This is a genomic window from Pseudomonas lurida (assembly GCF_013522705.1).
GTDB classification, from domain to species: domain Bacteria; phylum Pseudomonadota; class Gammaproteobacteria; order Pseudomonadales; family Pseudomonadaceae; genus Aquipseudomonas; species Aquipseudomonas quebecensis.
The window spans coordinates 236,851-256,514 of sequence record NZ_JAAMRE010000001.1 but is presented as its reverse complement, the minus strand read 5'-3'; the positions used below and the strand labels follow the sequence as shown (position 1 = coordinate 256,514).

Here is a 19,664-nt window from a genome sequence, read left to right as displayed (position 1 = left end):
CAAGTCTCCGATTATTTTTTTCAGGCGGTTTGCGCGCGGGTTGTGGCCAAAGCCCTGGCCGACTTGGTCGGTCCATAAACCGAGGCCGGCTCCGGGAACATTCGCAGTAGCGTCAGGTACACCACCGAGGCCAGCCCCAGGGTCACCGGCAGGCTGATGTCGATGCCATCGGCCAGGTTGCCCAGCGGGCCGACGAACTGCCCCGGCAGGTTGACGAAGCACAGGCCCACCAGCGCGCTCGGGATCCACGCCCCCAGTCCGCGCCAGTTCCAGCCATGGCTGAACCAATAGCGCCCGCCGGTCTCGCCACGGGTGAACACCTGCAGGTCATCCGGGCAGTAGAAGCCGCGGCGCACGATCAGGCCGATGATCATCATCACCATCCACGGCGTGGTGCAGGTGATGATCAGCACGGCGAAGGTCGACACGCTCTGCACCAGATTGGCGGCGAAACGTCCGATAAAGATGAAGGCAATCGACATCACCCCAATCAGCAACGTCGCCTTGACCCGTGAGAGCAAACGCGGGAACACACTGGACATATCCAACCCGGTGCCATACAGCGAGGTGGTGCCGGTGGACATGCCGCCGATCACTGCGATCAGGCACACCGGCAGGAAGAACCACGTCGGCGCCACCGCCAGCAGACCGCCGACATAGTTGTTGGCCGCGATGTAGTCCGGTGCCTTGACGGCCACGATGGTCGCGGTGGCCAGCCCGAACAGGAACGGGATCAGCGTGGCGATCTGCGCCGCAATCACCGCCAGCATGATGCGCAGTTTCGGCGTCTGGCGCGGAATGTAGCGCGACCAGTCGCCCAGGAACGCACCGAAGGAAATCGGGTTGCTCATGGCCACCAGCGCGGCGCCGATAAAGGCCGCCCAGAAACCGCTCTGGCCGAGGGCCACGCTGCCGGCGAAGTGGCTGTCGAAGGCCGGTGCGAAGGCGAAGATGCCCAGCAGGAACAGCAGGCTCGCGGCCCACACGGCGATGCGGTTGACCCACAGCATGAAGCGAAAGCCGTAGATGCACACCGTCAGCACCAGCAAGGCGAACAGGCCGTAGGCCAGGCCCAGTGTCAGGTCGGTTTCCGGCAGGCCGATCAGACGTTTCGCGCCGCCTACGAGTGCGTCACCCGAACTCCACACCGACAAGGAGAAGAAGGCAATCGCCGTCAGCAGCGAGAGAAACGAGCCGACAATGCGCCCATGCACGCCAAAATGCGCGCCGGACGATACGGCGTTGTTGGTGCCATTGATCGGCCCGAACAGGCCCATGGGCGCCAGGATCAGCGCGCCCACCAGCACACCGAGCACAATCGCCCACACGCCGGCCTGGAACGACAGGCCGAACAGTACCGGGAAGGAGCCCAGCACGGCGGTGGCAAAGGTATTGGCACCGCCGAAGATCAGTCGGAACAGATCCTTGGGGCTGGCGGTACGCTCGTGGTCCGGGATCTGTTCGACCCCGTTGGTTTCTATGGTGCGAATACTTTTTTGGTTGTTTTTATTATTCATGATCAGCTCCGATCACATTGGCTAAGGGGGCGGCAGCCCTTCCGGCATAGCGGACAAATGTTCGTGACAGGCCAGCCACAGGCCTTGTTCTTGTTGTGTGCCAGACCCTTGTCGAATAAACACAATGGTCTCGCGTTCCTGGCTGAAGCATTGCTCCCCGTGCATGCGCAACGCGGTGGCCACGTCATGCATGAAAATCGCCACATCCCCGTGCAGGCTGACGTGGGCGTTACTCGACGTGCAGGACAGCACCTCGAATCCATCGTCCCTGCGCCAGCTGTCCCACAACGACTGGTAGGCGTCGCGACTCAGCAGCGGCTGGGGGAGGGTGTGGAACACAAAGCTGGCATCGGCCGTGAACGCGCCGAAGTAAGCGGCGCGGTCATTGCGGGCGAAGGCTGCCACCAGGTCGGCGGCCGCTTGCAGCACCTCCTGCGTGCTCATCAGCGGTGCGCCACGCCGGGCAGTACACAGAGCATTTCGTACAGCAGATTCGCACCCAGCAGCGAGGTGTTGCCGGTGGTGTCGTAGGGCGGCGACACTTCCACCAAGTCGCAACCCACCAGGTCAAGCCCCTGGCAGCCGCGGATGATTTCGATCGCCTGGATGGTGGTCAGGCCGCCGATTTCCGGCGTGCCGGTGCCGGGCGCCCAGGCCGGGTCGATGCCGTCGATATCGAAGCTGAGGTAGACCGGGCCACCGCCGACTTTTTCCCGCACTTCGGCCATCAGCGGCGCAAGGGAGTGGTGCCAGCATTCTTCGGCCTGGACCACGCGAAAGCCCTGTTTGCGGCTCCAGTTGAAGTCCTCGGCGGTATAGCCCTGAGCACGCAGGCCGATCTGCACCACGCGGTCGCAATCGAGCAGGCCCTCTTCCACGGCGCGGCGGAACGTGGTGCCGTGGGCGATTTTCTCGCCGAACATATGGTCGTTGACGTCGGCGTGGGCGTCGATGTGCACCAGCCCGACCTTGCCGTATTTCTTGTGGATCGCCCGCAGGATCGGCAGGGTGATGGTGTGGTCGCCGCCCAGGGTCAGGGGGATCACGTCGTGTTCGAGGATCTGGTGATACGCCTCTTCAATGATGCGCACCGCGTCGAGCAGGTTGAAGGTGTTGATCGCCACGTCGCCGATATCCGCCACCGACAGCGAGTCGAACGGTGCGGCGCCGGTGGCCATATTGTAAGGGCGGATCATCACCGATTCGGCGCGAATCTCGCGTGGCCCGAAGCGGGTGCCGGCGCGCAGTGAAGTGCCGATGTCCAGGGGCACGCCGATAAACGCGGCGTCCAGGCCCTGGGCCGTTTGCAGGTGGGGCAGGCGCATCATGGTGGCGATGCCGGCAAAGCGCGGCATTTCGTTGCCGCCCAGTGGTTGGTGAAAAATCTTGTCCACGGGAGTGCCTCATCGTTGTTTTGGTTGTTGGGGGCCGATTCTGCGAAAAGCCTGGAGTGGGAAGAATCGGCTGAGGCAAATACTTAGTTCAGGTTTTTCTAAACTAAAGGGGCGGGTAGACTGCTGCTCTCGACCCCCGGAGCCGACCATGGCCAACGCCTTGCCCGATCTGAAACTCCTGCGCATCTTCGTCAGTGTCGTGCGGCACCAGGGGTTCGCCAACGCCCAGCACGAACTCAACCTGTCCACCTCGGCCATCAGCACCTATATGAGCCAGTTGGAAAGCGCGCTGGGCCTGGTGCTGTGCCATCGCGGGCGGGGCGGGTTCAGCCTGACCAGCAAGGGCGAGCTGTTCCACCAGGAAACCTTGCGCCTGCTCGGCGAACTGGAAGGCTTCGAGCAATACGCCGCCGCGCTCAAGGGTGAGCTGCGCGGGACGCTCAAGCTCGGTGTGCTGGATTCCACGGTCAGCGACAAGGCCCTGCCATTTGCCGAGGTCATCGGTGCCTACAGCCAGGAGCACCCGGCGGTGCACCTGCACCTGTCGGTCATGAGCCCCTACGAACTGCAGCTGGGCGTGCAGGACAACCGCCTCGACCTGGCCATCGGCGCCTTCTCCAACCGCATGAGTGGGCTGATGTATATGCCGCTGTACCGCGAACAGCATTGGCTGTATTGCAGCTCGCGGCATCCGTTGTTCAGCGAGCGGCGCATCCCGGAACAGGTGATTACCCAGCAGCGCATGGTCGGACGCGGCTACTGGAGCCAGGCGGAACTGGCGCGCCACGGCTTCAAGCACAGCGCCGCCACGGTGGAAAGTATGGAAGCGCAATTGATCCTGGTGCTGTCCGGCGCCTATATCGGTTACCTGCCTGAACACTACGCCCAGGCCTGGGCCGACAGAGGCGATCTACGGGTGTTGTTGCCGGCCACCTTTGGTTATCAGGCACCGTTTTCGATGATCATGCGCCGGGGCCGCAGCCGCGAACCGCTGATCCAGACTTTCCGCGATTTACTTAAAGCCCAGCTCAATCAGGCCTGATACCGCCATGCCCAGACCCCAATGTTCCCGTTGCCTCAGGCCCGCTGCGCATTGCTTGTGCGCACTGATACCCAGCCTCGACAGCCGCACACGTGTGCTTGTTTTGCAGCACCCGAGCGAGGTCAACCATGCGCTCAATACCGCACGCCTGGCTGCGTTGGGCCTGAACAATGCGCAGCTGGTGGTGGGCGAGGTATTCGACGATCTGCAGACCTTGCTGAATCCACCCGGCTATCAGGCACGATTATTGTTTCCCGCTGACGATGCCCAGCCGCTGCAAGCCTATGGGCCTGTCGATCAGCCGCTGTTGCTGGTGGTCCCCGACGGCACCTGGCGAAAAGCACGTAAATTGCTGCACCTGAATCCATTGTTGGCGGCGTTGTCACGGGTGTCGCTGGCCGAGGGCGGTGTGTCGCGCTATCGGCTGCGCAAGGCACCCGGGCCGGGAGCCTTGTCGACGGTTGAAGCAATTGCGCAGGCATTGCAGGTGCTGGAGGCACCCACTTCTTTCGAGCCGCTGCTCAAACCTTTTGAAGCGTTGATCGATGGGCAGATTGCGGCGATGGGGGAGGAGGTTTTCCAGAAAAATCATGGCGGCGGGCATTGGGAGTAGGCGGGGGGCGATGCAGCATGAAATGCGCTCGCATGTGGGTGGGGGCTCGCCCCCGATAGGGCCCTCACAGCTGCCCATTTCCCTCGCTTATTCCCATAAGCCATAAGCACCACACTTTGCGTGATATGGCCCGCCAGCCTTTCCCGGTATGATGTCCGCCCCGCAGTCTGGATTGCGAATACGCCATGACCTTGCAGTACCCAACAATCGCCGATTGCGTCGGCAATACACCTCTGGTCCGCTTGCAACGCATGGCGGGTGAAACCAGCAATACCCTGTTGCTCAAGCTCGAAGGGAACAACCCGGCCGGCTCGGTAAAAGACCGCCCGGCGCTGTCCATGATCACCCGCGCCGAGCTGCGCGGGCAGATCAAGCCGGGCGATACCCTGATTGAAGCCACCTCGGGTAACACCGGCATCGCCCTGGCCATGGCCGCCGCGATCAAGGGTTACAAGATGATCCTGATCATGCCTGACAACGGCAGCGCCGAGCGCAAGGCGGCGATGACCGCCTATGGCGCCCAGTTGGTGCTGGTCACCCAGGAAGACGGCATGGAAGGCGCTCGCGACCTCGCCGAGCGCATGGCCGCCGAAGGCCGCGGCCTGGTGCTCGACCAGTTCGCCAATGGGGACAACCCCGAGGCGCACTACGCCAGCACCGGCCCGGAAATCTGGCGCCAGACCCAAGGCACCATCACCCATTTCGTCAGTTCCATGGGCACCACCGGCACCATCATGGGCAACTCGCGTTACCTCAAGGAGCAGAACCCGGCGATTCAGATCGTCGGCCTGCAGCCGATGGAAGGTGCGGCCATCCCCGGCATTCGCCGCTGGCCCGAAGCGTATCTGCCGAAGATCTACAACGCCTCGCGGGTTGATCGCATCATCGACATGGCCCAGCGCGAAGCCGAAGACACCACTCGTCGCCTGGCGCGTGAAGAAGGCATCTTCTGCGGCGTGTCCTCCGGCGGTGCCGTGGCCGGCATGTTGCGTCTGTCGAAAGAACTGGAAAACGCGGTGATCGTCGCGATCATCTGTGACCGCGGCGACCGTTATCTGTCGACCGGCATTTTCGACGAACCCAACTGATGGCCAAGCATGAAAGAGGCCTGCGCTTCCAACCGACGGGCGGTAGCCGAGCGCCGCAGATTCCGGTGGGCAAGAAACAACGCCTGACCATCGAGCGCCTGGCCAACGACGGACGCGGCATCGTGTTTTTCGAAGGCCGCACCTGGTTCGTCAATGGTGCGCTGGCCGGTGAAGAGGTTGAGGCGCGGGTGTTGGGTGCCCACGGCAAAGTGGTCGAGGCCCGTACCGAACGGGTATTCACGGCCAGTGAACTGCGTCGTCCGGCCCCTTGCGCTCACTTCGGCCGTTGCGGTGGCTGCAGCGTGCAGCACCTGGCCCATGACGAACAACTGGCCCTGAAACAGCGCATGCTCGCCGAGCAGCTGACCCGCGTGGCCGGCGTCGAACCCCAGGAATGGGCGGAGCCGTTGAGCGGCGCCGAATTCGGCTACCGTCGCCGGGCCCGCGTGGCCGTGCGCTGGGATGCCAAGGCCAAGACCCTTGAAGTGGGTTTTCGCGCCGTGGCCAGCCAGGACATTGTCGCCATCGATGAATGCCCGGTACTGGTACAGGCTTTGCAGCCGATCATGCAGCGCTTGCCGAACATGCTGCGTCGCTTGAGCAAACCTCAAGCCCTGGGGCATGTGGAGTTGTTCAGTGGGTCGTCCATTGCTGTGTTACTGCGGCATATGGCACCGCTGTGCGAAGCGGACCTGCTGGTGTTGAAAGAGTTCTGCGCGTTCCATGACGCTCAATTATGGCTGCACGGCGAGGGGCCACCGGCACCGGTGGACCCCGATACGGCCCTGGGCTTTCGCCTGGAGGCGTGGGGTCTGGACCTGGCGTATCGGCCGGGGGATTTTGTCCAGGTCAATGCGGCGGTCAATGACGCGATGGTGGCCCAGGCGCTGGAGTGGCTGGCACCGCAACCCGACGAGCGGGTGCTGGATCTGTTTTGCGGTCTGGGCAACTTTGCCTTGCCACTGGCGCGCCAAGTGCGCGAAGTGGTGGCGGTAGAAGGCGTGCAGACCATGGTGGACCGGGCGGCGCTCAATGCCGTCAGTAACAATTTGCATAATGCGCGGTTTTTTCAGGCCGATTTGTCCCAGCCTTTGACTGACGCGGAATGGGCCAAACAGGGCTTTTCTGCGGTACTCTTGGACCCACCTCGCGACGGTGCCCAGGAGGTCGTGCGCAAGCTCGCCACCCTGGGGGCCAAGCGTCTGGTGTATGTGTCCTGTAACCCGGCGACGCTGGCGCGGGATACGGTTGAGTTGGTCAAGCAAGGCTACCGGCTAAAACGTGCCGGGATCCTCGACATGTTTCCGCAGACAGCGCATGTCGAGGCCATGGCGTTATTTGAGGCGGGCTAGGATGCCCGTTTAATCCGACTGGCCTGCATTCTCCAGGGCCATGATCCGCCAGGGAATCTGCAGGATGAGCTTTAGCGATAAAGCCGGTCGGCGATGATTTTTGACGCATCGAAGGTGCGTCGTAGGGAAGGTAAGCAAGATGGTACAGGTGAGAGCACACCAGCCGATCAACACTGACGGCAGTATCAATCTCGAGGCATGGCTGGATCATGCGGTCAGTGTCGATCCGGCATTGGACCGTGAAGCCTTGAAGGCCGCCTGCGAGTTCGCCCGTGAGTCTGAACAACAGGACAACGCGGCGAAGAATCTGTGGGCCGAAGGCACTTCAAGTTTTCGCACCGGCCTTGAGATCGCCGAGATCCTCGCCGATCTCAAGCTGGACCAGGATTCGCTGATCGCCGCCGTGCTCTATCGCGGCGTGCGTGAAGGGCATATTCCATTGCCCACGGTCAGCCAGCGCTTCGGCGCAGTGGTGGCCAAGCTGATCGACGGCGTGCTGCGCATGGCCGCCATCAGCGCCAGCCTCAGTCCGCGCCAGTCGATGGTGCTGGGCACCCAGGGCCAGGTCGAGAACCTGCGCAAGATGCTGGTGGCGATGGTCGACGACGTGCGCGTGGCCCTGATCAAACTGGCCGAACGCACCTGTGCGATCCGTGCGGTCAAGACCGCCGACGACGAAAAGCGCAATCGCGTCGCCCGCGAGGTCTTCGATATCTACGCGCCCCTGGCGCACCGCCTGGGTATCGGCCATATCAAATGGGAGCTGGAGGACCTGTCCTTCCGCTACCTCGAACCCGATCAATACAAACAGATCGCCACGCTCCTGCATGAGCGGCGCCTGGACCGTGAGCGCTTTATCAGTGACGTGATGAGCCAACTGCGCGCCGAACTGCAGGCCACGGGCGTCGATGCCGACATCAGCGGTCGCGCCAAGCACATCTATTCCATCTGGCGCAAAATGCAGCGCAAGGGCCTGGCTTTCAGCCAGATCTACGACGTGCGCGCGGTGCGCGTGCTGGTGCCGGAAATGCGCGACTGCTACACCGCGCTGGGCATCGTCCACACGCTGTGGCGGCACATTCCCAAAGAGTTTGACGACTACATCGCCAACCCCAAGGAAAACGGCTACCGGTCGCTGCACACCGCGGTGATCGGCCCCGAGGGCAAGGTGCTGGAAGTGCAGATCCGCACCCACGCCATGCACGAAGAGGCAGAGCTGGGGGTGTGCGCGCACTGGCGCTACAAGGGCACCGACGTCAAGGCCGGCTCCAACCAGTACGAAGAGAAAATCTCCTGGCTGCGCCAAGTGCTGGAATGGCACGAAGAACTCGGCGACATCGGCGGCCTGGCCGAACAGCTGCGGGTGGATATCGAACCGGACCGGGTCTACATCTTCACCCCGGACGGCCATGCCATCGACTTGCCCAAGGGCGCCACGCCGCTGGACTTCGCCTACCGGGTGCACACCGAAATCGGCCACAACTGCCGGGGCGCCAAGATCAACGGGCGCATCGTGCCGCTCAACTACAGCCTGCAGACCGGTGAACAGGTCGAGATCATCACCAGCAAGCACGGTACGCCGAGCCGCGACTGGCTGAACCCGAACCTGGGCTACATCACCACGTCGCGGGCGCGGGCCAAGATTGTCCACTGGTTCAAACTGCAGGCCCGCGACCAGAACGTCGCTGCCGGCAAGACCCTGCTCGAACGCGAACTGGCGCGCCTGGGCCTGCCCCAGGTGGACTTCGACAAGCTGGCCGAAAAGGCCAACATGAAGATCGCCGAAGACATGTTCGCCGCCCTCGGTGCCGGCGACCTGCGCCTGGCGCAGCTGGTCAACCTGGCCCAGCAGTTGGTCGAGCCGGAACGCGGCAACGAACAACTGGAGCTGATCCCACGCAAAGCCACCGGCTACAAGCCTGGCAAGCGCGGCGATATCCAGATCCAGGGCGTGGGCAACCTGATGACGCAGATGGCCGGCTGCTGCCAACCGCTGCCGGGCGATGCCATCGTCGGCTATATCACTCAGGGCCGTGGCGTGAGCATTCACCGCCAGGACTGCGCCTCGGTGCTGCAGTTGGGCGGGCGCGAGCCGGAACGCATCATCCAGGTCAGTTGGGGGCCGGTGCCGGTGCTCACTTATCCGGTGGACATCGTGATCCGCGCCTACGACCGTTCGGGCTTGCTGCGCGACGTCTCGCAGGTGCTGCTCAACGAGCGGATCAACGTGCTGGCGGTCAACACCCGCTCGAATAAAGAGGACAACACCGCGCTGATGTCCCTGACCATCGAGATTCCCGGGCTGGATGCGCTGGGGCGGTTGCTGGGGCGGATTTCCCAGTTGCCGAACATCATCGAGACGCGGCGTAATCGCACGCCATCATGAGTAACCCGATGTACAGCCTCGAAGACCTGCTGCACTTGATGAATCGCCTGCGGGACCCGCAATACGGGTGCCCGTGGGATATCAAACAAACCTACGCGAGCATCGTCCCGCATACCCTCGAAGAAGCCTACGAAGTGGCCGATGCCATCGAGCGTGGCGACTTCGATCACCTGCAAGGCGAGCTCGGCGATCTACTGTTCCAGGTCGTGTACTACAGCCAGCTGGCGCGGGAAGAGGGGCGCTTTGAATTTGCCGGGGTGGTCGACAGCATCACGCGCAAGCTGATTCGGCGTCATCCCCATGTGTTCCCGAGCGGCGACCTGTATGCGCCGCTGGACGTTCCGCGACTCAGCGAAGACCAGGTCAAGGAGCGTTGGGAGCAGATCAAGGCCGAGGAGCGTGCGGAAAAGTCCGACGCACCGCAGCAGTTGTCGCTGCTCGATGACGTGCCCAACGCCTTGCCGTCCCTGTCCCGTGCCGCCAAGTTGCAGAAGCGCGCCAGCCAGGTCGGGTTCGACTGGCCGTCCGCCTTGCCGGTGGTCGACAACGTGCGCGAAGAGTTGGATGAAGTCCTCGAAGCCATGGCCGATAACGACCCGGCGGCCATTGCCGATGAAGTCGGCGACCTGCTGTTCGCGGCGGTCAACCTGGCCCGTCACCTCAAGGTCGACCCCGAAACCGCGCTGCGTGGCGCCAACGCCAAGTTCGAACGACGTTTCCGATTTATCGAACAGGCATTGCGCGAGACCCGGCGTCCCATGGAAGATTGCACCCTCGAAGAGTTGGACGCCCTGTGGGGCGAAGCCAAACGTCAGGAAAAGAACGTGTCCAGCTGCGGTTGAGCAGTTGCCTAAGTGAGTAAGCACCATGAGCCTTTCCCTTCGCGACCAGTTGCTTAAAGCAGGTCTGGTCAACCAAAAGCAGGCCAAACAGGTCGGCAAAGAGAAACAGAAGCAGCAACGCCTGGTCCACAAAGGCCAGGCCGAAGCCGACGACACCCAGGCGCGCCTGGCCCTTGAAGCCAAGGCGGAAAAGGTCAAGCGCGACCAGGAACTGAACCGTCAGCAGCAGGAAAAAGCCGAAGCCAAGGCCCGCGCGGCCCAGGTCAAGCAACTGATCGAAACCTCGCGCCTGCCCAAGTTGACCACCGAGGATTACTACAACTTCGTGGATGACAAGAAGGTCAAGCGCCTGTCGGTCAACACGCTGATGCGCAACAAACTGAGTAACGGCTCCCTGGCGATCGTGCACCACGGCGGCGGTTACGAAGTGATCCCGCGTGAAGCCGCGCTGAAGATTCAGGAACGCGCACCCGAGCGCATCGTGCAGCTCAATATCCTCACCGAGAGCCAGGTGCCGGACGAGGATGATCCATACGCGGCTTACCAGATCCCTGACGACCTGATGTGGTAAGCGGCGCGTCCCGCTGCAAACAACAAACCCCGCTCAATGGCGGGGTTTGTTTTTCTTCTTAAAGCGCTTTTACAAGGGGAGTTTCCCTCACCAATCCACGGCGTAACTCAAGCTGAACGTGCGCCCCTCTGCGTTCGGATAGGGCGCGCGCGCATTCGCCTGGGCAAACATGTTCTGGTAGTTGCGATTAGTCAGGTTGTAGACCGCGCCTTCGAGGCGCCCCACCGGCAACCGCACCGATCCCAGCAGATCGGCCAATGTGTAGCCCTTGATATCGCGACCGTTATTGTCCTTGAACGCGACGTCGTAGTCGGCCAGGCGCATACCTTGCAGGCGCAGGCTGTAGTCGCCGCGGTCATAGCCGATAAAGGCGGTAGTCTTGGCTGGCGCGATGCGCGTGGCCGGAAGGTCAATCCATTGGCCATTCTGGCGCGTCTCGCCCTTGGCGTAGGCGTAGGTTCCGCCGACTGACCACTCATCGGTAACGTTATACGTCAGGCTGGTTTCGATACCGCGCACGCGCTCTTTCTGGCTGACCAGGCGCAGCACACGGTCGTTGGCGTCGTAGAACTGTGTGACGTCCGAGGTGTTTTCATACACGGTGACATTGGCCAGCCATTTGTCCCAATTGCCACGCCAGCCCAGCTCGTAGCTGTCGACTTTCAGCGCCTGGGCGTTGAGGTTCTGGATATCGTATCGACTGCTCACGTCACGTAGAAAACGCTGGATATCCGGCAGGGAAAACCCCTGGCTGAAATTGACGAACACATCCTGGTTTTCACTCAGGTGGTACACCGCGCCCAGGTTGTAGAGGGTGTCGTCATACTTGAGGGTGCCCCCCGGCAGTGTCGCGCGATTGCCGGTCTGCACGATTTCGCCGTAAGCGATGCTGTCGTCCACATCGCTTTCGATCCATTCGCGGCGCACACCACCGCGTAGGGTCCAGTCATCAATGTCGTAGGACAGCTGCCCGAAGATGGCTTTGGTAGTGGTCTGGATGTCCGGGCCCAACTCGAAGGTAGTGCCGGTCTTGGTGTAGGTCAGGCCATTGACCCGGTACTGGTCACCGCGTTGGCGGGATGTCTCGTGATCGTAATCCGCGCCCCACACCAGGTTGCCGGTGGCGCGGCCGATGTCCGGCATTTGCGTGTCGATGGCGGCGCGTAGGCCGTACACGTCCTGCACGCTGTTATTGTCCGATACCCCGGCGCGGCCCCGAGACAGGTCCGGGAAGAACAGCGCGTCGGCGCGGCGCCAGTAACTTTCCACCTGCAGGCCCTGACCGTAGAAGTCCCGGTCGGTGTAGTTGAGGTTGACGGCCTGGTTGTGGGTGGACGGCTGGTCGTCCAGGTCCAGGCCTTTGACCGCAACAGCAGTGCTGGTGATGCGTGGGTTCTTGGTGTAGCGGGTATCCTGTTCGTCCTTGTAGTCCTGCAGCGACAGGCTGATCTTTTTATCGTCATCCAACTCGTAGCCGAAACGGCCTTGCAGGTCGTAGGTGTCGGTGTCCATGTTGCTGCCCTGGGACGTGTCCTGGGGGATGCGCTTGCCGTTGCCGTCGAACTGGTCGTTGCGTTGCACGGTATTGGCGGACAAATACCAGTCCGCCGGGCCCTGGCGGCCGGTGGCGCTCTGGAATGCCTCGTAGGCAAAGCCTTTACGGTTGAAATTGTTGCCGGAGGTCATGCCGATTTTGCTGCTGAACGCCAGGTCCTCACCTTTGTTGCGCTTGGTGATGATGTTGATGATGCCGCCGGAGGCCCCCGCACCGTAGACACTGCTGGCGCCGGAAATTACTTCGATACGCTCGATGCTCTCCGGCGCCACGCTGTTGAGCTGGCGGAAGTTGTCGCGCGTGGCGTTCTGGGACACGCCGTCGATCAGGATCAGTGTATTGCGCCCGCGCAGTGTCTGGCCGAAGTTACTCATTCCGCCGCTGGAAGGGGCGATGCCCGGCACCAACTGCCCGAGGATGTCCGCGACCCGGCGCCCGGCGCCCGTTTGCTGACGGATCTGCGCTTCGTCGATGACCTGCACCGAGCCCGGGATCGCCGCGATGCTGGTTTCATTGCGCGTGGCCGAGACCACGGTTGCCTGCAACTGCAGGTTAGTGGGAGCTGCCTGGGTTTGCTCCGCGGTATCGGCCCAGGCAGCATTGCTGAGTGAGCCGAGGAAGGGCAGTAGAAGTGCCAAGTGTGGTTTATTCATGACCTTGCCTTTGAGTTATTAGAAGTATTGACAGAAAAATCGGACGGCTCAGGCGCGCGCGCCAGCCCGCGGATCCCCCGGATGCCCACGGCCGCCACGGCATAGGTGAGCGCGACCAGCCAGAAGCTGTGCGCCAGGCCCACCATCCCCATGCCGATACCGCCGATCAGCGCGCCACACAGCGCGCCGGCCTTGGCGGCGCTATTACCCAGCCCAAGGGCAAACCCTTGCTGGCTGGGGGGCACGGTGCTGGCGATCAACGTATAAGCGACAGGCAGCAATGCGCCTTGCCATACGCCCCACAGCAGCCGGCTGGCGAGAAACCCCAGCCACTCGCTGGCCATGGCGGTGAATGCCAGCGTCAGGGCACAGGCCCACGTGACCCATTCGATGATGCGCAGCGTATGCGCCGGTGGGTGCCGGTCGAACAGGCGACCCCACAGCGGCGCGGAAAGCGCCAGGGTGAGCGCGCTGGCGGCATAGCTGGCGCCAATCAACCACGCCGGCGCGTGCAGCACATCGGCCACGTACAGCGCATAGAACGGCTGCGGCATCATTTTGGCCGCCTGGATCAACACGATGATGCCAAGCATCGCGCCGAGCCAGCCCTTGGGCAGCGCGGCGCGGGTCGCGTTGCGCGCCGGTCGTGCGCGCGGTGTATCGCTGGGCAGCCACAGGCTGAGCGCTGCGCAGAGCAGGCAGACCGCAGTGGCGCTGTAGCACAGCAGGGCGAACCCCGAGACGTCCATCAGCCAGCCGCCCAATACCGGGCCTGCCAGCGAACCCACGGCGGTCGCCGATTGCAGCCGCGCTAGGATGTGCCCGCGTCCGCCGTCGCCGCAGCACGCCAGAGCGTAGGCCTGGGCCGCTGCGATAAAGCCCGCCAACGCGCCTTGCACGACCCTGATTGCCACCAGCAACCAAGGATCCTGTGCGATCGCTGCCAGCGCCTGGCACACCGCCAGCGCCAGCAGCGCGCGCAGGATCATCGGCTTGTGACCGGTGCGGTCACCCAGGCGGCCCCACATCGGTGTCAGGAGCATCGCCGCCATCATCGGCCCGGCGTACACCAGAGATGACAGCAGCCCAGTGTAATGAGCGTCGGCAACGCCGAGCAGTTTCTGGATTTGCAACGGCCAGAAAGGCCCGCTCATTTCCATGGCGCCCATCGACACCAACTGAATCATCACCAGCAACCGCAACGCCGTACGGTCAGAGCCCATTGGCGGTGGCACTCAGCGGGTTGGGCAGCCGCCCGACAATATCGGCGTGGCTTTCCAACAGGCGCATGCGCATAAACGACTTGGCCGGCCATGCCTGCTCCAGCAGTGCTGCGCGTTCGGTCCGCCAGCGTTGGGGCTCGACCTGGTCGCGCAGCGCGTCGAAACACTGGCTGACCTGGGCTGACAGTTCATCCCACAGCTGCGCCTCGGGCATTTCGAAATGACGCGCGCTGAGCAGGACCAGCTCGCCCAAATGACACATGAAAACCGTGTGCAGCAACTTGTCGCGTACGAAGCTGGCGTCGTCGTACAAGGTCATTTTCGGGTCGTGCAGCTCAATGTCCAGACCCTGGCCATGCAAGGTCTTGCGGTCGATACGGATATCGCCGAAGTCGCGCAGCAACAGGCGGCTCAGTTGCCCGTCGTCGCTCATGACCATAAAGGAATTCTGCTGATGGGCCTCGAATGCGACGCCGTAGCGCAGGTACATGCCCAACAGCGCCGGCACCGTGATCGCGGCGTAATCACGGAAAAACGCGCGCATGCCTTGGGCATCGTCCCGGCCCTGGCTCAGGCGTACCCAGTGTCGCAGCAGCGGTTCGCCGTGCTGGTCGAGGGCGAACAGGCTGCCGACCGGCACAGCCATTTCCCCCGATTGCAGCTGGCTCAGCGGGTTATCGCGGTACAGCACGGCGAGGTGGCGGGAATGTTCGTCATTGGCCGGTTGCGGCTTGAAGTGCACGCCGATTCGCTCCGGTACGATGTTGAGCCGCTTGGAGATACCCGGCTCACGGGAAAGAATGCTCAACAATAGCTTGCTGATACGCGGCCCCATACGCGCCGAACGTGGTGAAACGGTACGCTGCACGCTGGTCAGGCGCAGCGAGACTGGCAGCTTGACCATCGGTGCATCGCAGCGGCCGTCCGGCAATACGGTGCGAAAAGACATGGTGGGGTGGGCTGTAAACGCGACAATCTCGGTGAGCACCAGCAGCCGGTCGCTGATCTCATTGGCGAACAGCTGTGGCAACTCCTGGCGAGCCTGCCAGGGGTGAGCGGGCAGCGGTAGATAGTCGGCGGGTGCAAGGCCTTGCGCGGTCAGCACGTCGGCCAATTCCCGGGCGGCCTGGGGAAAATGCTGTTGCCACCACGGCCAGTAATCCGCAGAACCGGCCAGCGTTTCAACGTGTGCGTATTGACGGTGCAAGGCGCACAGCAACACCGGGAAGCGCGCTTCGAACTCCGGCGAGAACGCGATCACCTGCTCGGTGCTCAAGCCCAGTTTAGTTTTGTAGTTGGGGTGCCAGGGATGGCCCAGCGTGCCCCATTGCTCCAACACGCAGGTCGGGTTGGCGACCTGTGGATCCTGCTTGAGATAGCTGAGCAGGTTGCCCGCGTGGGCAGGTGGCATGGCGGCCTGAAGCTTCAGCGTCCAATGCGCGTGAAAGGCCAGGCACAGCGTGTCGTTCACGAAGCTGTCGTCAATTTCAGTGTTCAGACGATTCAGTACATCCGGCGCGGCAGGGGTTTGAAGCGTACTGTTGAGCAGCGTCAGCAATTGCGAGGGGAATTGCAGTTTGAGCGCCGGCTGACCCTCGCGCACATGCACGACGCGCCCGCGCAGATCCCAGCTGGCCATACGGCCTGGACGCAGATGCTCGAAGCACAGGCGCGACTGGTCCGGCAACACCAGCCAGCAATGGCCATGACCGTCGTAGGTACAGGTGTCGGGAGCCAGCAGCGCTTCGCGGAACAGTGCCTGGAGCAGCCGTTGAAAGCTACGTTCAGCGGCGGGGTGCAAGGTGCCGGCAAGGTCTTCGAGGGTGATGTGATTTGCCTGGAAGGGCGAGGTGGCCAGTGCTTCGCTCCAACGTGCGAGCAGGGACGATTCAGGCGTCATGCTGTTTCCGTACATCAAGTCGAATTCCTTATCCTGGGTACTGAGTCGAAGGCGGCGCGATAGTATCGAGAACCATTATCAAATGTCTATTTTTTGTTACTCGAATAGACGCCCACGTTTATTCGCGCTTGGCTGGGGCGGGGTGTCTCAAGGCAACTGTGTCGCTTTGGAGGCGGGGAGGCGGGCTTGGGAGGCTCTGGAATGGGCCTGTTCAGGTTTTTTAACGCAGCCCGTAGTACGTAGATGCAATTTTTGTAAGACGTGTCTGGTTTTATGCGGTGATTAAAAAGTACCGTCTTGACCACGCAAAACCCCGCTCGAAGGCGGGGTTTTGTTTCGCAGGTGCTCCGTGTCGTGGACGCAGCGCCTGCGCACTTTCAGCGGTTCAGACGTTTTGTGCCTGGCGTCTCATCTCAAGGGTTTCGAGCTCGTTCTTGTAGTTCTGAGCGTCGCTCTCGTTGTGAAACATGCCGACCAGCAGGTCTTGTTGGTGTACATCCCAGATGTGAATCCCATGGCCCAAGGCTTCGTGGGACATATGTGCATCGTCGCGTTCAGTTACTTTTACAGTCATCTGCTTGCTCCAATCTCTGGTGGATCTGCGGCAAGTCGTCGCAGGCCTTCGTTATATGTTTTGTTAGCTTGCTAAGTAAACCGGTTTTGCCCGCAACAATTCATTGCGTCATACGCAACAATGCTGCAGGCCAGATAAACCAAGGCGTTGCGCTTTAGAGCGCTGGGTTAGATGACGAAAGTTTCATGTGCAAAGGCTTATCGCACGGGTGCGAGCGACAAAACCCAGGCGAAAAAAAGCCCCGCATTTGCGGGGCTCCTGGTCTTGCGTTTGGATCAGCTGCCTTTGACCTCTTTACCGTCAACTTTGCCGTCCTGCAGCATGATGTTGTATTCCTTGCCGTCGGTCTCGACCTGGCGCAGGGCAACCAGGATGCCGCCCTGGTCCTTGGCAAACCACATCTGCGTGATGCGCTTGCTTTGCGTCGGATCACGCACGCGCTCGACCTTGATCGCGTCGATGGCGCCGACCTTGGTCTGTACTTTTTCCGGGCCGATTACACGGAAGTCATAGGTGTCGACGTCGGTGCCTTCCACCACGTTGTAGCTCATGCTCTTTTTGCCGGCGGCGACGTCACGCTGCAGGGCCAACTGGTAGGTCGACTTATCGAGCATGCCGCTTTGCAGGGGCACATTGACCGCGTCCTTGTTTTCAAAGCCGGTGACTTTCTTGGTCGCCTGGTCGAAGTCCAGGTTGATTTTCTTGGCCTTGCCCAGGCCGCCGCGTTCGAAGGTGTAGCTCTTCGGTTGCAGGCTGTCCTTGTCAAACAGGATCACGCTGGTTTCGGTCAGGCTGGCGATCATCATCGAGGCCTTGAAGTTCAAGGTCCACGTGCCGTCTGGGTTCTTGGTCAGGCTGCGTTCGGCCGAACCACTCATGGGCAACTGTTTCCAGTCGGCGGTATAGCTTACGGAGAAGGGATGAAGGTCTGCCGCTTGCACGGCAGGCAAGGCGAATAGCGCAAAAGCGAAGAGCAAGGCGCGACGCATAAAATCTCCTAGGTTCGAATCAAGTGGCCGCTGGCCGCGAGTAACTGACCGTCCAATAATGCACCCTGGTCACCGAGAATCAACCGCCCCTCGGCAAACCAGCGAACCGCCAGCGGGTAAATCCTGTGTTCCTGGGTGTGAACCCGTTGCGCAAGCGTCTGCGCCGAGTCGTCAGACTCTACCGGAACCACTGCCTGTACGACCAGAGGGCCGCCATCGAGTTCCTCGGTGACGAAGTGCACGCTGCAGCCATGCTCGCGGTCACCGGCGTCGAGGGCACGCTGATGGGTATGCATGCCCTTGTATTTGGGCAGCAGGGAAGGGTGGATATTCAGCAGGCGCCCGGCGTAATGGCGCACGAAATCGCCGCTGAGGATGCGCATGAAGCCGGCCAGTACCACCAGCTTGGGGTTGAAGGCGTCGATCAGTTCGACCAGGGCGCGGTCGAAGGCCTCGCGGCCGTCGAACGCCTTGTGATCCAGCGAGCGGGTTTCGATCCCCGCATCCCTGGCGCGTTGCAGGCCGTAGGCGTCGCTGCGGTTGGAAATCACCGCAGCGATGCGCACCGGGCTGTCGCCGGTGCGCGTGCTGTCGATCAGGGCCTGCAAGTTACTGCCGGTGCCGGAGAGCAGCACCACGACATCACAGGTTGCAGGCATCAGTGCGCCTTAAGGTTCTTCAGTTCAACCTGAGCCGCGCCTTGCGCAGCGGTGGCGATCTGGCCGATGACCCAAGGCTGCTCGCCGGCTTCGCGCAATACGTTCAGCGCGGTTTCCACATGTTCCTGCGCCACGCAGATGACCATGCCTACGCCGCAGTTCAACACGCGGTGCATTTCGGTCTCGTTGACGTTGCCTTTTTCCTGCAGCCAGTCGAACACCGCAGGGCGCTGCCAGCTGGCCACGTCGACGATGGCCTGGGCGCCTTTTGGCAGCACGCGCGGGATGTTGTCCAGCAGGCCGCCGCCGGTGATGTGGGCCATGGCTTTTACCGCGCCGGTGTCCTTGATCAGCTTGAGCAGTGGCTTGACGTAGATGCGGGTTGGCGCCATCAGCAGGTCGGTCAGCGGTTTGCCGTCGAGCTGGGTGTTTTCGATGTCGGCACCGGACACTTCGATGATCTTGCGGATCAGCGAGTAGCCGTTGGAGTGAGGACCGGAGGATGGCAGGGCGAGGAGGGCGTCGCCGGCGGCCACTTTGGAGCCGTCGATGATGTCGGCTTTTTCCACCACGCCGACGCAGAAGCCGGCCAGGTCGTAGTCTTCGCCTTCGTACATGCCCGGCATTTCAGCGGTTTCGCCGCCCACCAGGGAGCAACCCGCCAGCTCGCAGCCGGCGCCGATGCCGGTGACCACTTGTGCCGCGGTGTCCACGTTCAGCTTGCCGGTGGCGTAGTAGTCGAGGAAGAACAGCGGCTCGGCGCCACACACCACCAGGTCGTTGACGCACATGGCTACCAGGTCGATGCCGATGCTGTCGTGCTTGTTCAGGTTCAGGGCCAGACGCAGCTTGGTGCCCACACCGTCGGTGCCGGACACCAGCACAGGCTGCTTGTAGCCGGCCGGGATTTCGCAGAGGGCGCCAAAACCGCCCAGGCCGCCCATGACTTCAGGGCGCGCAGTGCGCTTGGCGACGCTCTTGATGCGTTCGACCAATGCTTCACCGGCGTCGATGTCTACACCGGCGTCCTTGTAGCTCAGGGAGGGTTGCTTGCTCATGATCCAGGCCTTTAGGGGGGATTTCTGGGTAACGACCGGGCGGGCGGGGGCGTTTGAAAAAGAGGCCCAGCCGTTGACGGTCTGCGAAGGCGCGCGATTTTATCAGGCTTGCGGGGCAGCGGCCATCCTCGGGCCGACGGGCAGGGCCATATCGACTAAAAAAGCGGATTAAAAAATGCTAATCGGCTCGGCTTCAGCGCGTATTAAGGTATAGCCTTGAATCCGCTAGTACTGTGACAGTACGAAAA

At 62.1% G+C, this 19,664-nt stretch carries 17 protein-coding genes; 7 read left to right on the top strand and 10 right to left on the bottom strand.

Annotated elements, in window-relative coordinates; genetic code table 11:
- Positions 1-20: 20 nt before the first annotated feature.
- The 3 genes from G7025_RS01110 to speB are packed head-to-tail and all read right to left on the bottom strand — an operon-like array spanning position 21 to position 2,911.
- Entirely contained in the window at positions 21-1,517 is a 1,497-nt protein-coding gene (locus tag G7025_RS01110; RefSeq protein ID WP_181075976.1) for a purine-cytosine permease family protein, read from the bottom strand.
- Between the two features lie 21 nt (positions 1,518-1,538).
- The gene (locus tag G7025_RS01105; RefSeq protein WP_181075974.1) at positions 1,539-1,961 is read right to left on the bottom strand and encodes a YybH family protein; all 423 of its coding nucleotides are present in this window, start codon (positions 1,959-1,961) and stop codon (positions 1,539-1,541) included.
- Positions 1,961-2,911 carry an agmatinase gene (gene speB / locus G7025_RS01100; protein WP_181075972.1) on the bottom strand — a complete coding sequence of 317 codons (951 nt, stop codon included), beginning with the start codon at positions 2,909-2,911 and terminating at the stop codon, positions 1,961-1,963. Before speB ends, G7025_RS01105 begins: the two co-directional genes overlap by 1 nt.
- 148 nt (positions 2,912-3,059) lie before the next feature.
- Between speB and G7025_RS01095 the strand changes: the two genes are divergently transcribed.
- The 7 genes from G7025_RS01095 to G7025_RS01065 all read left to right on the top strand — a co-directional run bounded on the left by G7025_RS01095 (position 3,060) and on the right by G7025_RS01065 (position 10,805).
- Positions 3,060-3,953: a LysR family transcriptional regulator gene (locus tag G7025_RS01095; RefSeq protein ID WP_181075970.1), complete on the top strand. Its 894-nt coding sequence runs from the start codon at positions 3,060-3,062 to the stop codon at positions 3,951-3,953.
- Between the two features lie 7 nt (positions 3,954-3,960).
- Positions 3,961-4,566 (top strand): tRNA-uridine aminocarboxypropyltransferase, encoded by a 606-nt coding sequence (locus G7025_RS01090; protein ID WP_181075968.1) that lies wholly within the window; start codon positions 3,961-3,963, stop codon positions 4,564-4,566.
- Positions 4,567-4,751: 185 nt separating this feature from the next.
- Positions 4,752-5,654, top strand: coding sequence for a cysteine synthase CysM (cysM, locus tag G7025_RS01085; protein ID WP_181075966.1), 903 nt, complete (start codon positions 4,752-4,754; stop codon positions 5,652-5,654).
- Entirely contained in the window at positions 5,654-7,006 is a 1,353-nt protein-coding gene (gene rlmD / locus G7025_RS01080; RefSeq protein ID WP_181075964.1) for a 23S rRNA (uracil(1939)-C(5))-methyltransferase RlmD, read from the top strand. The genes cysM and rlmD overlap by 1 nt, the downstream gene beginning before the upstream one ends.
- A gap of 139 nt (positions 7,007-7,145) precedes the next feature.
- A complete protein-coding gene (gene relA, locus G7025_RS01075; RefSeq protein ID WP_181075962.1) occupies positions 7,146-9,392 on the top strand; it encodes a GTP diphosphokinase in 2,247 nt (748 codons plus the stop codon).
- 8 nt (positions 9,393-9,400) lie between these two features.
- Positions 9,401-10,234 carry a nucleoside triphosphate pyrophosphohydrolase gene (mazG, locus tag G7025_RS01070; RefSeq protein ID WP_181076174.1) on the top strand — a complete coding sequence of 278 codons (834 nt, stop codon included), beginning with the start codon at positions 9,401-9,403 and terminating at the stop codon, positions 10,232-10,234.
- Positions 10,235-10,259: 25 nt separating this feature from the next.
- On the top strand, positions 10,260-10,805 hold the full coding sequence (locus tag G7025_RS01065) for a DUF2058 domain-containing protein (protein WP_034114768.1): 546 nt from the start codon (positions 10,260-10,262) through the stop codon (positions 10,803-10,805).
- Between the two features lie 87 nt (positions 10,806-10,892).
- Here G7025_RS01065 and G7025_RS01060 read toward each other — a convergent pair whose 3' ends face one another.
- From G7025_RS01060 to purM, 7 genes are all read right to left on the bottom strand, one after another.
- On the bottom strand, positions 10,893-13,013 hold the full coding sequence (locus G7025_RS01060; RefSeq protein WP_181075961.1) for a TonB-dependent receptor: 2,121 nt from the start codon (positions 13,011-13,013) through the stop codon (positions 10,893-10,895).
- Positions 13,010-14,236, bottom strand: a complete 1,227-nt coding sequence (locus G7025_RS01055) for an MFS transporter (protein WP_181075959.1) — start codon at positions 14,234-14,236, stop codon at positions 13,010-13,012. The genes G7025_RS01060 and G7025_RS01055 overlap by 4 nt, the downstream gene beginning before the upstream one ends.
- On the bottom strand, positions 14,226-16,151 hold the full coding sequence (locus G7025_RS01050) for an IucA/IucC family protein (protein ID WP_181075957.1): 1,926 nt from the start codon (positions 16,149-16,151) through the stop codon (positions 14,226-14,228). Before G7025_RS01050 ends, G7025_RS01055 begins: the two co-directional genes overlap by 11 nt.
- Positions 16,152-16,521: 370 nt before the next feature.
- Entirely contained in the window at positions 16,522-16,710 is a 189-nt protein-coding gene (locus tag G7025_RS01045) for a hypothetical protein (protein WP_181075955.1), read from the bottom strand.
- Between the two features lie 275 nt (positions 16,711-16,985).
- Complete coding sequence (locus G7025_RS01040; protein ID WP_181075953.1) at positions 16,986-17,699, bottom strand: DUF3108 domain-containing protein; 714 nt, start codon at positions 17,697-17,699, stop codon at positions 16,986-16,988.
- An 8-nt stretch (positions 17,700-17,707) separates the two neighbouring features.
- Positions 17,708-18,358 carry a phosphoribosylglycinamide formyltransferase gene (gene purN, locus G7025_RS01035; protein ID WP_181075951.1) on the bottom strand — a complete coding sequence of 217 codons (651 nt, stop codon included), beginning with the start codon at positions 18,356-18,358 and terminating at the stop codon, positions 17,708-17,710.
- Positions 18,358-19,416 (bottom strand): phosphoribosylformylglycinamidine cyclo-ligase, encoded by a 1,059-nt coding sequence (gene purM, locus G7025_RS01030; RefSeq protein ID WP_181075949.1) that lies wholly within the window; start codon positions 19,414-19,416, stop codon positions 18,358-18,360. Before purM ends, purN begins: the two co-directional genes overlap by 1 nt.
- Positions 19,417-19,664 lie beyond the last annotated feature (248 nt).

What these genes read in the sequence shown, in the direction of transcription:
- G7025_RS01060 (WP_181075961.1), bottom strand. Translation starts at nt 13,013, where the DNA reads ATGAATAAACCACACTTGGCACTTCTACTGCCCTTCCTCGGCTCACTC.
- purN (WP_181075951.1), bottom strand. Translation starts at nt 18,358, where the DNA reads ATGCCTGCAACCTGTGATGTCGTGGTGCTGCTCTCCGGCACCGGCAGT.
- G7025_RS01065 (WP_034114768.1), top strand. Translation starts at nt 10,260, where the DNA reads ATGAGCCTTTCCCTTCGCGACCAGTTGCTTAAAGCAGGTCTGGTCAAC.
- relA (WP_181075962.1), top strand. Translation starts at nt 7,146, where the DNA reads ATGGTACAGGTGAGAGCACACCAGCCGATCAACACTGACGGCAGTATC.
- G7025_RS01055 (WP_181075959.1), bottom strand. Translation starts at nt 14,236, where the DNA reads ATGGGCTCTGACCGTACGGCGTTGCGGTTGCTGGTGATGATTCAGTTG.
- cysM (WP_181075966.1), top strand. Translation starts at nt 4,752, where the DNA reads ATGACCTTGCAGTACCCAACAATCGCCGATTGCGTCGGCAATACACCT.
- G7025_RS01110 (WP_181075976.1), bottom strand. Translation starts at nt 1,517, where the DNA reads ATGAATAATAAAAACAACCAAAAAAGTATTCGCACCATAGAAACCAAC.
- rlmD (WP_181075964.1), top strand. Translation starts at nt 5,654, where the DNA reads ATGGCCAAGCATGAAAGAGGCCTGCGCTTCCAACCGACGGGCGGTAGC.
- G7025_RS01105 (WP_181075974.1), bottom strand. Translation starts at nt 1,961, where the DNA reads ATGAGCACGCAGGAGGTGCTGCAAGCGGCCGCCGACCTGGTGGCAGCC.
- G7025_RS01090 (WP_181075968.1), top strand. Translation starts at nt 3,961, where the DNA reads ATGCCCAGACCCCAATGTTCCCGTTGCCTCAGGCCCGCTGCGCATTGC.
- purM (WP_181075949.1), bottom strand. Translation starts at nt 19,416, where the DNA reads ATGAGCAAGCAACCCTCCCTGAGCTACAAGGACGCCGGTGTAGACATC.
- G7025_RS01045 (WP_181075955.1), bottom strand. Translation starts at nt 16,710, where the DNA reads ATGACTGTAAAAGTAACTGAACGCGACGATGCACATATGTCCCACGAA.
- G7025_RS01095 (WP_181075970.1), top strand. Translation starts at nt 3,060, where the DNA reads ATGGCCAACGCCTTGCCCGATCTGAAACTCCTGCGCATCTTCGTCAGT.
- mazG (WP_181076174.1), top strand. Translation starts at nt 9,401, where the DNA reads ATGTACAGCCTCGAAGACCTGCTGCACTTGATGAATCGCCTGCGGGAC.
- G7025_RS01040 (WP_181075953.1), bottom strand. Translation starts at nt 17,699, where the DNA reads ATGCGTCGCGCCTTGCTCTTCGCTTTTGCGCTATTCGCCTTGCCTGCC.
- G7025_RS01050 (WP_181075957.1), bottom strand. Translation starts at nt 16,151, where the DNA reads ATGTACGGAAACAGCATGACGCCTGAATCGTCCCTGCTCGCACGTTGG.